Annotated in this window: 10 protein-coding genes and 1 pseudogene; 6 read left to right on the forward strand and 5 right to left on the reverse strand. The window is 59.8% G+C overall.

The genetic code is table 11. The features are described from left to right. Positions 1–94 precede the first annotated feature (94 nt). Both AC07YV_RS07605 and AC07YV_RS07610 read right to left on the reverse strand, forming a co-directional pair. Positions 95–1,504, reverse strand: a complete 1,410-nt coding sequence (locus AC07YV_RS07605) for a heavy metal sensor histidine kinase (RefSeq protein ID WP_102699211.1) — start codon at positions 1,502–1,504, stop codon at positions 95–97. Beyond that, positions 1,501–2,175: a heavy metal response regulator transcription factor gene (locus AC07YV_RS07610; protein ID WP_102699210.1), complete on the reverse strand. Its 675-nt coding sequence runs from the start codon at positions 2,173–2,175 to the stop codon at positions 1,501–1,503. Before AC07YV_RS07610 ends, AC07YV_RS07605 begins: the two co-directional genes overlap by 4 nt. A gap of 477 nt (positions 2,176–2,652) precedes the next feature. Here AC07YV_RS07610 and AC07YV_RS07615 point away from each other — a divergent pair, with 477 nt between their 5' ends. The 6 genes and pseudogenes from AC07YV_RS07615 to AC07YV_RS07640 form a co-directional block, all read left to right on the forward strand. Beyond that, on the forward strand, positions 2,653–3,933 hold the full coding sequence (locus AC07YV_RS07615) for a TolC family protein (RefSeq protein ID WP_102699209.1): 1,281 nt from the start codon (positions 2,653–2,655) through the stop codon (positions 3,931–3,933). Between the two features lie 58 nt (positions 3,934–3,991). After that, complete coding sequence (locus AC07YV_RS07620; protein WP_102699208.1) at positions 3,992–5,191, forward strand: efflux RND transporter periplasmic adaptor subunit; 1,200 nt, start codon at positions 3,992–3,994, stop codon at positions 5,189–5,191. Between the two features lie 26 nt (positions 5,192–5,217). After that, entirely contained in the window at positions 5,218–8,370 is a 3,153-nt protein-coding gene (locus AC07YV_RS07625; RefSeq protein ID WP_102699207.1) for a CusA/CzcA family heavy metal efflux RND transporter, read from the forward strand. Between the two features lie 200 nt (positions 8,371–8,570). After that, positions 8,571–8,771, forward strand: coding sequence for a co-regulatory protein PtrA N-terminal domain-containing protein (locus AC07YV_RS07630; protein ID WP_102699206.1), 201 nt, complete (start codon positions 8,571–8,573; stop codon positions 8,769–8,771). 67 nt (positions 8,772–8,838) lie between these two features. Beyond that, a complete protein-coding gene (locus tag AC07YV_RS07635) occupies positions 8,839–9,171 on the forward strand; it encodes a DUF2790 domain-containing protein (RefSeq protein ID WP_102699205.1) in 333 nt (110 codons plus the stop codon). A gap of 159 nt (positions 9,172–9,330) precedes the next feature. Then, positions 9,331–9,420 (forward strand): annotated as a pseudogene (locus AC07YV_RS07640) (DUF6124 family protein); the annotation flags it as partial. Positions 9,421–9,617: 197 nt separating this feature from the next. Here AC07YV_RS07640 and AC07YV_RS07645 read toward each other — a convergent pair. The 3 genes from AC07YV_RS07645 to nuoM form a co-directional block, all read right to left on the reverse strand. Further along, entirely contained in the window at positions 9,618–10,943 is a 1,326-nt protein-coding gene (locus tag AC07YV_RS07645) for an OprD family porin (protein ID WP_102699204.1), read from the reverse strand. Between the two features lie 262 nt (positions 10,944–11,205). Next, positions 11,206–12,669, reverse strand: coding sequence for an NADH-quinone oxidoreductase subunit NuoN (nuoN, locus tag AC07YV_RS07650; RefSeq protein ID WP_015094370.1), 1,464 nt, complete (start codon positions 12,667–12,669; stop codon positions 11,206–11,208). A gap of 7 nt (positions 12,670–12,676) precedes the next feature. Then, positions 12,677–14,209 (reverse strand): NADH-quinone oxidoreductase subunit M, encoded by a 1,533-nt coding sequence (gene nuoM / locus AC07YV_RS07655; RefSeq protein WP_102699203.1) that lies wholly within the window; start codon positions 14,207–14,209, stop codon positions 12,677–12,679. Positions 14,210–14,226: the final 17 nt, after the last annotated feature.

The following is a 14,226-nucleotide window of genomic DNA, read 5'->3' on the forward strand; positions in this document are numbered from 1 at the left end:
TGACCAAAGATCTTGTGGACGACACATAACCTGTGGGAGCGGGCTTGCCCGCGATGAGGCCGGCCCCGACAGCGGAAATCTCAAGTCTGATACCTCAAGGCGCCTCACCCTCAATCGCAGGAAACCCCAACCTGAACACCGTCATCGCCCCCGGCAGGCTCTTAACCTCCGCCACCCCCTGATGCAGGCTCATGATCGAGCGCACGATGGCCAGGCCCAGTCCGGTGCTGCCCTGAGCGCGGGAACGGCTGCTGTCGACTCGGTAAAAGCGGTCGAACAGATGCGGCAGATGCTGCGCTTCGATGCCCGCACCGGGATTGCTGACCAGCAAGGAAACCTGCGTCGCACCTTGTTCAATCAGCAGCGAAACTGTTTGCCCGGCCGGGCAGTGGCGCAGTGCGTTGGACAGCAGGTTCGAGATCGCCCGTTGAATCATCAACCGGTCGCCTAGCACGCGAGCACCGCCCACCACACTCAGATGAATCTGCTTGTCCTGCGCCGAAAGGGAAAACAGGTCGGCGACTTTCAGGGCTTCATCTTCCAGCGCAATCAGCTCGAAAGGTGCGAGCGATGCCGGGTGGCTGACCTGCGCCAGAAACAGCATGTCCGAGACTATTCGTGCGACGCGTTCCAGTTCTTCGGTACACGACACCAAAATATCTTTGTATTCCTGAGTCGTGCGTTCCCGAGACAGTGTTACCTGTGCCTTGCCCATCAGATTATTGATAGGCGAGCGCAATTCGTGGGCCAGATCATCGGAGAACTGCGACAACTGCTGCACGCCGCTGTCAAGGCGATGCAGCATAAAATTGATGCCTTGCGCCAGTTCACTGAGTTCCTGCGGCATGCTCACCACCGAGAGTCGATGGTCAAGGTCCTGCGTCGACACCATCTCCGCCACTTTGCGAAACTCGCGCATCGGTGCCAGGCCACGCTGCACTGCCACCCAGGCACTGAGACCGATGAAAATCAGCAGTAACGGCAAAGCCATCAGCGTCGAACGCAGATAAGCGCGGAGCAACGCCTGATCGTGAGCATTGTCCATCGACAACAGCACCGGGACGCGGGTGCCGTCCTTGATGCGGATCAGTCTGGAGGCCGTGAGGAACTTCGTGCCCTGAGCGTCGGTACCTGTGGAGTAAGTTAACTGATCCGTGGTCGTCCGCACCGCCTTCAATTCGAGGCGCGGATCGGCCATGCCGGTGCCGGACTTCAATAGCGGTGCGCGCAGACTGCTGAGCTCGTAAATGGTCAGAGTGAGGTTGTCATGCCCCATGACCTGGTCGAGCAAAATGTGCGGCTTCGAACTGATTTCTCCGGGATCGGTGTACAGCGCCAGGCTGTGTTCAACTTGCTCCATCTTCTTTTCCAGGCTGTCTCTGGATACTGCGTTCAACTCGTGGGTCAGGGTGAAATAAGCGAGGATCGCCAGGAACACCACCAGCAGCGCCCCGACAATGCTGACCGTCAGACCGAGGCGCAGCGACAGGCTCGCAGACTTCATTCCCGCGCCTCCAGCACGTAGCCGACACCGCGCAGGGTGTGAATCAACTTGTTGTCGAACGGGTCGTCGATTTTCGCCCGCAAGCGCCGGATCGAAACTTCGACCACGTTGGTGTCGCAGTCGAAGTTCATGTCCCACACCAGCGATATGATCTGGGTGCGAGTAAGCACCTCGCCAGACTGGCGCATCAGCAGATGCAGCAGGGCGAACTCCTTGGTAGTCAGGTCGATGCGCTGCTCGCCGCGAAAGGCGCGGTGGCGCCCTGGATCGAGTTCCAGATCGGCCACTTTGAGTACTTGCGGAACCGGGATGTTTTCACTGCGGCGCATGAGGCTACGCACCCGTGCCAGCAATTCGGGGAACTCGAAGGGTTTGACCAGATAATCGTCGGCGCCCAGATCCAGACCGCGAATCTTGTCGGCCAAACGACCTCGAGCGGTCAACATCATCACGCGAGTAGAACGGGTGCGGCGCAGTTGTTCCAGTACGCCCCAACCGTCCAGTTGCGGCAGATTGGCGTCCAGTATCACCACGTCGTAAACCTGGTGTTGTGCCAGATGCAGTCCATCGGTTCCATTGGCCGCGTGATCAACGATGTAACCACTTTCCGTCAGTCCCTGATGTAAGTATTCGGCAGTTTTAAGCTCGTCCTCGACGACAAGGATTCGCATGATCAATCACCACTTATATTTAAAGAAAATGTAATTAAGGTGGTCGGGAAAGTTGTTGTTCTTATAGAGGCTCCGGACGATTATTTATAACGGAGAGTTGAATGGGTTCTTCCTCTCTACAGAGATTTCTCCGGTCAAGGCGTGCACGATAAAGTCTGTAGCGGCTACAGGGTCAACAGCAAGACCAGGCCTCGAGCCCTTAAAATGGCCTGGTGTGACAGCCTGACGCAGAGGGCTGCGTCGAAAATGCTTCAGCCTCATGGGAATTGAAAGCGGGCAAGTACTGTTCGGCGGATAAATACCGGGCATTTGTTTCTTTGTATTGCTACATGGCGGTTGGCACTTCGCATGGTAGAGCAAAACAACTCGCTGGAGCGGTGGATAACGTATTTGTAATGTTCCAGTCACCTTGTCGATAAGTTCAAAACCCTACCGTGGCGACATTGAATTTTCTTGATTTAAAAAGGAAGTACTCCATTGCCCGGTTTAAGAGAACTGACTGCGCGATCACGCCTGAAAAAAACTGCAGGCGTGGTGACGGCCACCTGCTTTTTATTACTGGCCGGCCCGTGTCTGGCGGCTGTTTCGTCCGGCTCGACATTGACGCTGGATCAGGCCCTGAAAACGGCATTTGCCGGCAACCCGGAGTTGGCGGCCGCCCAATGGGAGATTGGAATTGCTGAAGGGGATCGACAACAGGCCGGTTTGGTCCCCAACCCTGAAGTGTCGTGGGAGGCCGAAGACACGCGGAGTGAGTCGCGAACCACCACGGTGATGCTCAGCCAGTCAATTGAACTGGGCGGCAAACGCGGTGCGCGGATCGATGTCGCCAGCCGTGCGCAGGATGCCGCCGGAATCGAGTTGGAGCGCAGGAGCAACGCCTTGCGCGCCGATGTGATTCAGGCGTTCTCCAGCGCACAAACGACGCAGCATCGCTTGCAGTTGTCCCGCCAGTCACTGGAACTGGCCGAGCAGGGACTGCGGGTGACGCAGGGCCGTATCCAGGCGGGCAAATCATCGTCGGTCGAAGGCACGCGGGCGCAAGTGCAACTGTCGGAAGTGCGTCTGGAATTGAGCCGGGCCGAGCGCGATCAGGCCAATGCCTATCAGCAACTGGCGCAGGTCATGGGCGCATCGTTGCCGACGTTGGTCAGTGTGCAGACCGCTCCTCAAGGCATGCCCTCCTTGCCGCCGCCGGCCCGGTTGCTCGAGCGCCTGAACGAAACCCCCGAGCTGCGGTTGGCCAAATTGCAGATCGATCAGCGTGAGGCTTCTTTGGGGCTGGAGAAAGCGCAGCGGATTCCTGATCTGACCGTCAGTGTCGGCAGCCAATACAGCGAAACGGAGCGTGAGCGGGTGAACGTGGTGGGGCTGTCAATGCCGATTCCGCTGTTCAACCGCAATCAGGGCAACGTGCTGGCGGCGGCGCGGCGCGCTGATCAGGCGCGGGATCTGCGCAACGCCACCGAACTGCGCTTGCGTACGGAAATCCAGACCACGCTTGCGCAATGGCAGACCGCCAACAGCGAAGTCAAAGCGTTCAACCAGACCATCCTGCCCGCCGCGCAAAGTGCCGTCGAGAGCGCCACTCGCGGTTTCGAAATGGGCAAGTTCGGTTTCCTCGACGTGCTCGATGCTCAGCGCACCCTGATCAGCGCCCGCACCCAGTACATCCAGGCCGTTGCCGAGGCGACGGACGCGCGGGTGCGCATCGAACGCATTTTTGGCGATCTCGGCGCGTTCGGCGTCAGCCCCTGAATTTAATCTTTCACATAACTGCTCGACCGCCTCGGCGGTATGACGCAGAGGAGTTTCCATGGATAAAAAACTGATCGTTGTCGTTGCAGCGACGTTGGTGCTGGGCGTTGCTATTGGTTCGATGTGGCCGGGCAACACATCGATTGATGCCCACGCCGATGAGGCTGCGGAGCATGCCGACCATGCTGAAGAAGGCGCAGCAGCCGACGGCGAACATGCCGAAGGCGAAGAAGGGCACCTGACGTTGAGCACCGAGCAGATCACGGCGGCCGGCATTCAACTGGCCGAAGCACAGGCACAGAACATCAGTCTTGGCCTGCAGTTCCCCGGGGAAGTGCGCTTTGACGAGGACCGCACCGCGCACCTGGTGCCTCGTGTGCCGGGGGTGGTCGAGTCGGTGTCGGTCAACCTCGGGCAGTCGGTGAAGAAGGGGCAGTTGCTGGCGGTGATCGCCAGTCAGCAGATTTCCGATCAGCGCAGCGAGCAGGCAGCCGCACAGCGGCGTCTGGCGTTGGCGCGCACCACGTTCGAGCGTGAGCGGCAGTTGTGGCAGGACAAGATTTCCCCCGAGCAGGATTTCCTCCAGGCCCGTCAGGCGTTGGAAGAGGCCGAAATCGCCCTGAGCAATGCCCGACAGAAAATCAGCGTACTCAGTGGCAGCGTGGTCGCCAGCGGCGGCAATCGATACGAATTGCGTGCGCCCTTTGACGGCGTAGTGGTGGAAAAACACCTGACACCGGGGGAGGTGGTCGATGAGACCACAGCTGCTTTCACGCTCTCGGACCTGTCCCGGGTGTGGGTGACGTTCGGCGTTTCGCCCAAGGATTTGAACAAGGTACAGGTCGGTAAACCGGTCTCTGTCAGCGCTCCGGAGCTGGGGGCAGAAGTCGTCGGCACCGTCGCTTACGTCGGCAGTTTACTGGGCGAACAGACGCGCACTGCAACGGTTCGCGTCACCCTGGAAAACCCGCAAGGTTCGTGGCGTCCGGGGCTGTTCGTGAAAGCGTTGGTCGCCACCGACAGCCGACAAGCCAAAGTCGCCGTGCCCGAAACTGCGATCCAGACGGTCGAGGACAAACCCACCGTGTTCGTGCGCACCGACGACGGCTTCAAGGCGCAAGCGGTGGAGCTGGGCAGTCGCGCGGCCGGTCAGGTGGAAATCACCCAGGGGTTGGAGCCCGGCGTGCAAGTCGCCGGCGCCGGCAGCTTCGTTCTCAAATCGGAATTGGGCAAAGCCTCGGCTGAGCACTCCCACTGATCCGCCCCCTCGACGAGAAGGTTCTCATGTTCGAACGCCTGATCCAGTTTGCCATCGAGCAGCGCATCATCGTGCTGCTCGCCGTTTTGCTCATGGCCGGCCTCGGCATCGCCAGTTATCAAAAACTGCCGATCGACGCTGTGCCGGATATCACCAACGTCCAGGTGCAAATAAACACCGGCGCCGCCGGGTTCTCGCCGTTGGAAACCGAGCAGCGCATCACCTTCCCGATTGAAACCGCGATGGCCGGCCTGCCGTCGCTGGAACAGACCCGCTCGCTGTCGCGTTCCGGTCTGTCGCAGGTCACGGTGATCTTCAAGGACGGCACCGACCTGTTCTTCGCCCGGCAACTGGTCAACGAGCGACTGCAGATCGCCAAGGAGCATTTGCCCGAGGGAGTGGATGCGATGATGGGACCGATTTCCACCGGTCTCGGCGAGATTTTCCTGTGGACGGTCGAGGCGCAGGAAGGTGCGCTGAAGGACGACGGCACGCCGTACACGCCGACCGACCTGCGGGTGATTCAGGACTGGATCATCAAGCCGCAGTTGCGCAACGTCCAGGGTGTCGCCGAGATCAACACCATCGGCGGGTTTGCCAAGGAATACCAGATCGCTCCCGATCCGAAACTGCTGGCGGCGTACAAACTGACCCTCACCGATCTGGTCACGGCGCTGGAGCGCAACAACGCCAACGTCGGCGCCGGCTACATCGAGCGCAGCGGCGAGCAGTTGCTGATTCGTGCACCGGGGCAAGTGGCGAGCACCGAGGACATCGCCAACATTGTCATGGCCAACGTCGACGGCACGCCGATACGAGTGAAGAACGTCGCCACCGTGGAAATCGGCCGCGAATTGCGCAGTGGTGCCGCCACCGAGAACGGTCGCGAAGTGGTGCTCGGTACTGTGTTCATGCTGATCGGCGAAAACAGCCGCACCGTCTCGCAAGCGGTTGCCAGCAAGCTCGAACAGATCAATAAATCCTTGCCCAACGGCGTGATCGCGGTGCCGGTGTACGACCGCACGCATCTGGTGGACAAAGCCATCGCCACGGTGAAGAAGAACCTGGTGGAAGGCGCGATTCTGGTGATCGCGATTCTGTTCCTGTTTCTCGGCAACATCCGCGCGGCGCTGATCACCGCCATGGTGATTCCACTGTCGATGCTCTTCACCTTCACCGGCATGTTCAGCAACAAGGTCAGCGCCAACCTGATGAGCCTCGGCGCTCTCGACTTCGGCATCATTGTCGACGGCGCGGTGGTGATCGTTGAGAACACCCTGCGACGGCTGGCCCATGCGCAGCAACATCACGGGCGTTTGTTGACCCGTTCCGAGCGTTTTCACGAAGTGTTTGCGGCCGCCAAAGAGGCGCGTCGTCCGCTGATTTTCGGCCAGTTGATCATCATGGTCGTGTACCTGCCGATCTTCGCCTTGAGCGGTGTCGAAGGAAAAATGTTCCACCCGATGGCGTTCACTGTGGTCATCGCGTTGTTGGGCGCCATGCTGTTGTCAGTGACGTTTGTTCCGGCAGCCATTGCGCTGTTCGTTACCGGCAAGGTCAAGGAAGAGGAGGGTGTGGTCATGCGCGGTGCGCGCCAGGTCTATGCCCCGGCGTTGGCCTGGGTGATGAGCCATCGGGCGTTGGCCGTAAGCATGGCATTGGGCGTGATTGTGCTCAGCGGTGCGGTAACCAGTCGCATGGGCAGCGAGTTTGTGCCGAGCCTCAGTGAAGGCGATTTTGCCCTGCAAGCCTTGCGCGTGCCAGGCACCAGCCTGACCCAGTCGGTGGACATGCAGCAGCGTCTGGAAACCCTGGTCCTCGCTAAAGTGCCGGAAGTCGAACGTGTGTTCGCCCGTACCGGCACCGCCGAAATCGCCTCCGACCCGATGCCGCCGAACATCTCCGACAGCTACGTGATGCTCAAGCCAAAAGATCAGTGGCCGGACCCGGGCAAGTCCCGTGAAACCCTGATGACTGAACTGCAACAAGCCGCCGCGACGTTGCCGGGCAGCAACTATGAGCTGTCGCAGCCGATCCAGTTGCGCTTCAACGAACTGATCTCCGGCGTGCGCAGCGACGTGGCGGTCAAGGTGTTCGGTGATGACATGGACGTACTCAATGCCACGGCGGCAAAGGTTGCCGCAGCCCTGCAGAAGGTCAATGGCGCTTCCGAGGTCAAGGTTGAACAAACCACCGGCCTGCCTGTGCTGACCATCAACATCGATCGCGACATGGCCGCGCGTTATGGCCTCAACGTTGGCGATGTGCAAGACACCATTGCGGTGGCGGTGGGCGGGCGTCAGGCCGGGACGCTGTACGAAGGCGACCGGCGTTTCGACATGGTGGTGCGCCTGTCCGATGCCATGCGCAAGGACATCGACGGCCTGTCGGCGCTGCTGATCCCGGTACCGGCGCCGCTCAATCGCGCTGCCGACCAGATTGGCTTCATCGCGCTCAAGGACGTTGCCAGCCTCGATCTGGTGCTCGGGCCCAATCAGGTCAGCCGCGAAAACGGCAAGCGGTTGGTGATTGTCAGCGCTAACGTGCGTGGTCGGGATATTGGTTCGTTCGTTAAAGAGGCCAGCGAGGTGATCGAACGCGATGTGCAGGTTCCCGCGGGTTACTGGACCAGCTGGGGTGGGCAGTTCGAGCAGTTGCAATCGGCGGCCAGGCGCTTGCAGATCGTGGTGCCGGTGGCGCTGCTGTTGGTGTTCGGTTTGTTGTTCATGATGTTCAACAATCTAAAGGATGGGCTGCTGGTGTTCACCGGCATTCCATTTGCCTTGACCGGTGGCGTCATGGCGTTGTGGTTGCGGGGCATCCCGCTGTCCATCTCGGCAGGCGTCGGATTCATTGCGCTGTCGGGGGTGGCGGTGCTCAACGGGCTGGTGATGATCGCGTTTATCCGCAATTTGCGGGAGGAGGGGCGTTCGCTGTCTGATGCGATCAACAAGGGTGCGCTGACCCGACTGCGGCCGGTGTTGATGACGGCGCTGGTGGCGTCACTGGGCTTCATTCCGATGGCGCTGGCGACCGGCACCGGGGCGGAGGTGCAGCGTCCGCTGGCAACGGTGGTGATTGGCGGGATTGTGTCCTCGACCATTTTGACGCTGCTGATATTGCCGGCGCTGTACCAACTCGCCCATAGAAGAGACGAAGACACACTCCCAGCCCAATAGGTGATCCCCAGTGGGAGCGAGCCTGATCGCGAAGGCGTCCTGTCAGTCGGTAATGATGCCGACTGATCCGCCGCTTTCGCGAGCAGGCCCACTCCCACAGTTTTCTTGGCACATAACGGATATGTAATTTGCGCGCCACCGTCACGAAAGGTTCAGATTGTTACCTTGATCCCGTTAGTTAATTAAACGAGGAATCAAAGATGAAACTTGTACAAATGGGTGCGTTTGCAGCGGCGTTGATGATGTCTTCTGTGGTCTTGGCGGCCGGTGGCGGCGACAGGACATTCGCTAGAATGATGGCGGCCAAAGACCGTTCCGTAGAACTGTTCGTCGCCAAGGAACAGGCCCGGGATCCCGTCGTCGTCAATGAAAAGAAGGACGACAAGACCAAAGATTTGTAAGCGTGCCGCACTTGAACAAGCCCGTCATCGAATTCCGATGGTGGGCTTTTTTATGAAGGTAATGAACATGAAATTGATCAAGTTGATGACGTTCACCGGCGTGATGGCGATGTCCCTGAGTGCATTGGCTGAGGGCGGCGGTGACCGGACGTTCGAGAGGGCGCTCAGCGCCAACAGCAAAGCCATGGAACAGTACGCGGTCAACCAGGGCAAACCGGCGCCGGTGGTCAAGGACTATGAATACGGAATGAAGCTGGATGTGGTCAAAGTGGTGAGCGTCGTGCGCCCGCAAGCGGCTTGCGCTGTGGTACCTGCCGCAATGACCTACGAAGACTCGAAAGGCCAGCTCAACACCCTCAAATACACGGTGGCGGGGGATTGTCGTCAGCGCGGAGGGTGAGACCTGCATTGGTATTTCAATTCGCGATGTTTAAGTCTGTGACTGAATGACAGAACCTTCCCGCGGTGTTTTCAGGTTGTCCGTCGGACGTCCGGTCACTAGCCTGTGCTGGTCGCTGCCAAGTCAGCGAACGGGATTGGAACCCCGGTACCCCGAAAGCGCAAGACGCTGCTGGGGATTGCGCAGGTCGACATGCTCGGCGAGCTGGCGGTGAACGAGGAGCTGGATAATGTCGATCCCGCGGGCTAATCACCGCGGTCCCTGCTAACACTACTAAACTCTGTGGGAGCAGGCTTGCCCGCGATAGCGGTGGGGCAGTCGATAAAGATGCTGGTTGAGCCGGCCAAGTCCGGGGGCAAAAAAGGCGTCCCAAAGGACGCCAAAAAATTCACCTCTTACCAAAGGAGCAAGGAGCTTCTAAAGGTGAATATGCACAAGCAGTGAAGTCAGAGAATCGCCAGCGGGTACTCGATAATTACCCGCACTTCATCCAGATCCGATTCATACGCGGTAGCCCGGGTATTGGCCTGGCGCAGGCGTAGCGACAGGTCTTTCAACGAGCCGGTCTGCACCACGTATTTGACTTCGATGTCGCGTTCCCAGCGCTTTTGGTCGGTCAGCGGATTACCTTCGGCATCGCGGCGCATGTACACGGAGTTGGCGTTCGAGTAGTCGGCGTCGCTGCCACGGGCGTAACGGGTCATGAACGACAATCCAGGCACGCCATAGGTCGTCATATCGAGGTCATACCGCGCCATCCACGAACGTTCCTTGGGCGAGTTGAAGTCGCTGTACTGGATGGAGTTGTCGAGGTAGATCGAGTCGGACTGGCGCAGATAATCGAAGTCGTCATTGCCGTTGTTACGCTGGTGCGATAACGCGACGGAGTGGGCGCCGAGTTTCACGCCGACCCGACCGCTCCAGATGTTGTTGTCGAATGTGCCGAGTAACTGTTTGCCTTCATCGACCGCCTTGTAATAGTTAAGGCTGCCAAACAGCGACAGCTCATCCGACAACGGGTAAGTCCATGCGGTGCCTGCGTAGTATTGATTCCAGGCATCCTTGAGGCGGCTGGAGTACAGGCTGAAACTGAGATTGTTGTTCAGCGTGTAGTCGCCACCGAAGTAACTGGCCCAAGGTGAGTCAACCGGGCCGCCGTAGAAGGTCTCAAAGTTTTCGCGCATGTCGCTGGACGTCGGCTGGCTCATCGCATGCAAGCGACCACCCTGAACCGTCAGGCCTTCGATGCTGGTGTTGGTCGCCGTGACGCCGCGGAAGCTTTCCGGCAACAGCCTGGAGTCACCCGCCGCGACGACAGGCGTCGCAGGAAACACGTCGCCGACTTTTATCTCCGTGTCAAAGGCCCGCACTTTGGCGGCGCCACCGACCTTGGTGTATTCGTCCTGCGCCTGGCCGTTACTGTCGACCGGCAACACATCAAATGAGCTGCGGCCACCGTTGCGCCCGTCACCGGTGTCTAGCTTCAATCCGATCATCGCAAACGCGTCGACCCCGACCCCGAAAGTCCCTTGGGTATACCCGGATTCGAACTTGCTGATGATGGCGTGTGCCCAGGCTTCGGAATACCCATTGCCAGTGGGGCTGGACTGGCCTTTGCGGTAATCGCGATTGAAGTAGAAGTTGCGGTTGAGTACCGTCAGGCTGCTGCCTTCGACAAATCCCTCGGCTTTATCTTCCGCCAAGACCATGGACGGCCCTGAGCCGACCACTACAGCCAAAGCGGCCATCGACATTTTTATAGTGCTAACCATCAATTACTCCTTGGGTTTCGGAAGAGCGGTCACGTGCTTCGGCGTGGGTTTTATTGTTCGGCGGGCATAGGCCCGCCGGCATGGTCGCCGGGTGACATCGTTGCAAGCTGCGGATAACGCCAAGGTGATGAGGGAATTACAATTTCGTCATGTAGGTGAGGCTGGTTTCCAAAAGGGCAGGGCTGCCTTAACAAATCCCATAAACGCAAAAACGGCACCCGAAGGTGCCGTTTTTGTTTGTTGCCGAGAGTCGCCTAAGCGATCAACCCGCCAGGCCCGACTGTTGAACCAGGTTCAGCAGCGGTTGTGGGTACAGGCCGAGGAAGAAGGCCAGTACCGCGATGGCCAGCAGCATCACGCCGCCTGCACGTTGTTCCCAGTGCAGCTGGGCGTCGACGCGACGCAGGTTCGGTTCGATCAGGTACAGGGTGACCATCACACGCAGGTAGTAGAACACGCCGATGGCGCTGCCCAGTACCAGGGAACCGACCAGCCACCATTGGTGCGACTCGACACCGGTGGCGATGATGTAGAACTTGCCGATGAAGCCCGCGGTCAGCGGGATACCGGCCAGGGACAGCATCATCACGGTCAGTACGGCGGTCAGGTACGGACGGCGCCAGAACAGGCCGCGGTATTCGTACAGGGCGTCTGCGTCACGGCCTTTGTACGGCGAGGACATCAGGGTGATCACGCCGAAGGCGCCGAGGCTGGTGATCACGTAGGTGACCAGGTACACGCCGATGGCTTCCACGGCCAGGCCCTTGCTCGCCACCAGGGCGATCAGCAGGTAGCCGAAGTGGGCGATGGACGAGTAACCCAGCAGACGCTTGAGGTTGCTCTGGGTCAGTGCCAGCAGGTTACCGAACAGGATCGATGCAATGGCGATGATGGTCAGCACGTCGCTCAGCACGCCGCTGCTGGCCGCTGGCGAGATCTGGAACAGGCGCACCATCACTGCGAACACGGCCACTTTGGAAGCGGTGGCCAGGAACGCTGCGACCGGTGCCGGAGCACCCTCGTAGACGTCTGGAGTCCAGAGGTGGAAGGGCACCAGCGACAGCTTGAACGCCAGGCCGATCAGCATCATGCCCAGGCCCAGCTGTGCCAGCGAGCTTGGCAGGCCAGTAGCCGCCAGCGCCTGGCCGATGCCGACGAAGCTCAGGGAGCCGGAGTCTGCGTACAGCAGGGCCATACCGAACAACAGGAACGCGGAGCCGGCAGCCGACAGCACCATGTACTTGATACCGGCTTCCAGAGAACGCTTGTTGAAGAAGGCATAGGCCACCAGACCGTAGACCGGCACCGACAGCAGTTCCAGACCGATGAACAACCCGGCCAGGTGCTGCGCGCTGACCAACACCAGGCCACCGGCGGCGGCCATCAGGATCAGCAGGTACAGTTCTTCACGGTTGCCCGGGTACCCCGTGCCGCCATCGCCGAGGTAGGCGTGGGCGAGGGTGACACAGGCGAGGGTGGCGACCAGGATCAGTGCCATGTACAGGCAAGCGAAGCTATCGATTTGCAGCAGTGGGGTCACGGCCAATGGCGCGACCTTCAAGGCTGGCAGGATCGACAGCAACGCCAGGTTCAGACCCGCCACGGACAACAGGAAGGTCTGGGAGTGGTTGCGGCGCCAGGCAATTGCCAGCATCACCACGATGATCGTGGCGCTGGTAATCAACAGCGGCGCTAGCGCGATAAAGTGTTGAGTCGTGAATTCCATAGCGCTCTTACCGGGCCGAAGCGAGTTGAGTGAAGGCGGTGCCGAGCCACTGCTGCACGCCATGCATCGTCGCGGCAGAGGTATCGAGGAACGGTTGTGGGTACACGCCGATGTAGATCAGCAGTGCAGCCAGACCGACCACCATGATCATTTCGCGACCGTCCATGCCATGCATCACCGCGTCCGATTTGGCCGGGCCGAAGTAGGCACGATGGATCATGATCAACGAGTAGACCGAACCGAACACCAGGCCGGACGTGGCGATGATGGTGACCCATGGGGCGATCGGGAAGGTGCCGATCAGGATCAGGAACTCACCGACGAAGTTACCGGTACCCGGCAGGCCCAGGGACGCCGCCGCGAAGAACAGGCTGAGGGCCGGCAGGTAGGCGATCTTCGACCACAGGCCACCCATTTCGCGCATGTCGCGGGTGTGAGTGCGTTCGTACAGCTGGCCACTCAGGATAAAGAGTGCCGCCGCTGACAGGCCGTGGGCCAGCATCTGCATCACCGCGCCCTGCAGCGCCAGTTGGCTGCCGGAGTAGATGCCGATCAGTACGAAGCCCATGTGGGAAACGGACGAGAAGGCGATCAGACGCTTGATGTCGGTTTGCGCGAACGCCAGGAACGCACCGTAGAAGATCCCGATCAGACCCAGGGTCATGGCGAACGGAGCGAACTCGGCCGACGCATTCGGGAACAGCGGCAGGGCGAAACGCAGCAGGCCGTAGGCAGCGGTTTTCAGCAAGATACCGGCGAGGTCGACGGAACCGGCGGTCGGTGCCTGGGCGTGAGCGTCAGGCAGCCAGGAGTGGAACGGTACCACGGGCAGCTTGACCGCGAAGGCGATGAAGAAGCCGAGCATCAGGATGTACTCGGTGGTCGTCGACATCTTGGTCTTCAACAGGTCGGCGTAGTTGAAGGTGATCACGCCGGTGTCGTTGAAGTTGACCAGTACCAGGCCCAGGATCGCCACCAGCATGATCAGGCCGGAAGCCTGAGTGAAGATGAAGAACTTGGTCGCCGCGTAGATCCGGGTTTTCTTGCCGTCCGAAGAACTGTGACCCCAGAGCGCGATGAGGAAGTACATCGGCACCAGCATCATTTCCCAGAAGAAGAAGAACATGAACAGGTCGAGGGCGAGGAACACGCCGACGACACCGCCCAGGATCCACATCAGGTTCAGGTGGAAGAAGCCCACGTGACGCTGGATCTCTTTCCACGAGCAGAGTACCGAGAGGACACCCAGCAGGCCGGTCAGCATGATCATCAACAGCGACAGGCCGTCGAGGGCCAGGTGCACGTTGATGCCGAAGCGCTGGATCCAGACATGCTTGAACTCAAGCGCCCAGGTCGGATCGGCACCCGGTGCCGGAGCGAATGAATAGTCACCGTTGGCCCACAGCCAGAGGCCGAGGGAAAGCAGCAGGGACATGGTGATCAGCGCAATCCAGCGGGGGAGGGTGGCGCCGAAGCGCTCACCCATCCAGCACAGCAGGCCGCCGATGAAGGGGATCAGGATTAGCCAAGGCAGAATCATGACGGGTTCGTTTCCTT

The sequence above is a fragment of the Pseudomonas sp. GW456-E7 genome (assembly GCF_059424105.1).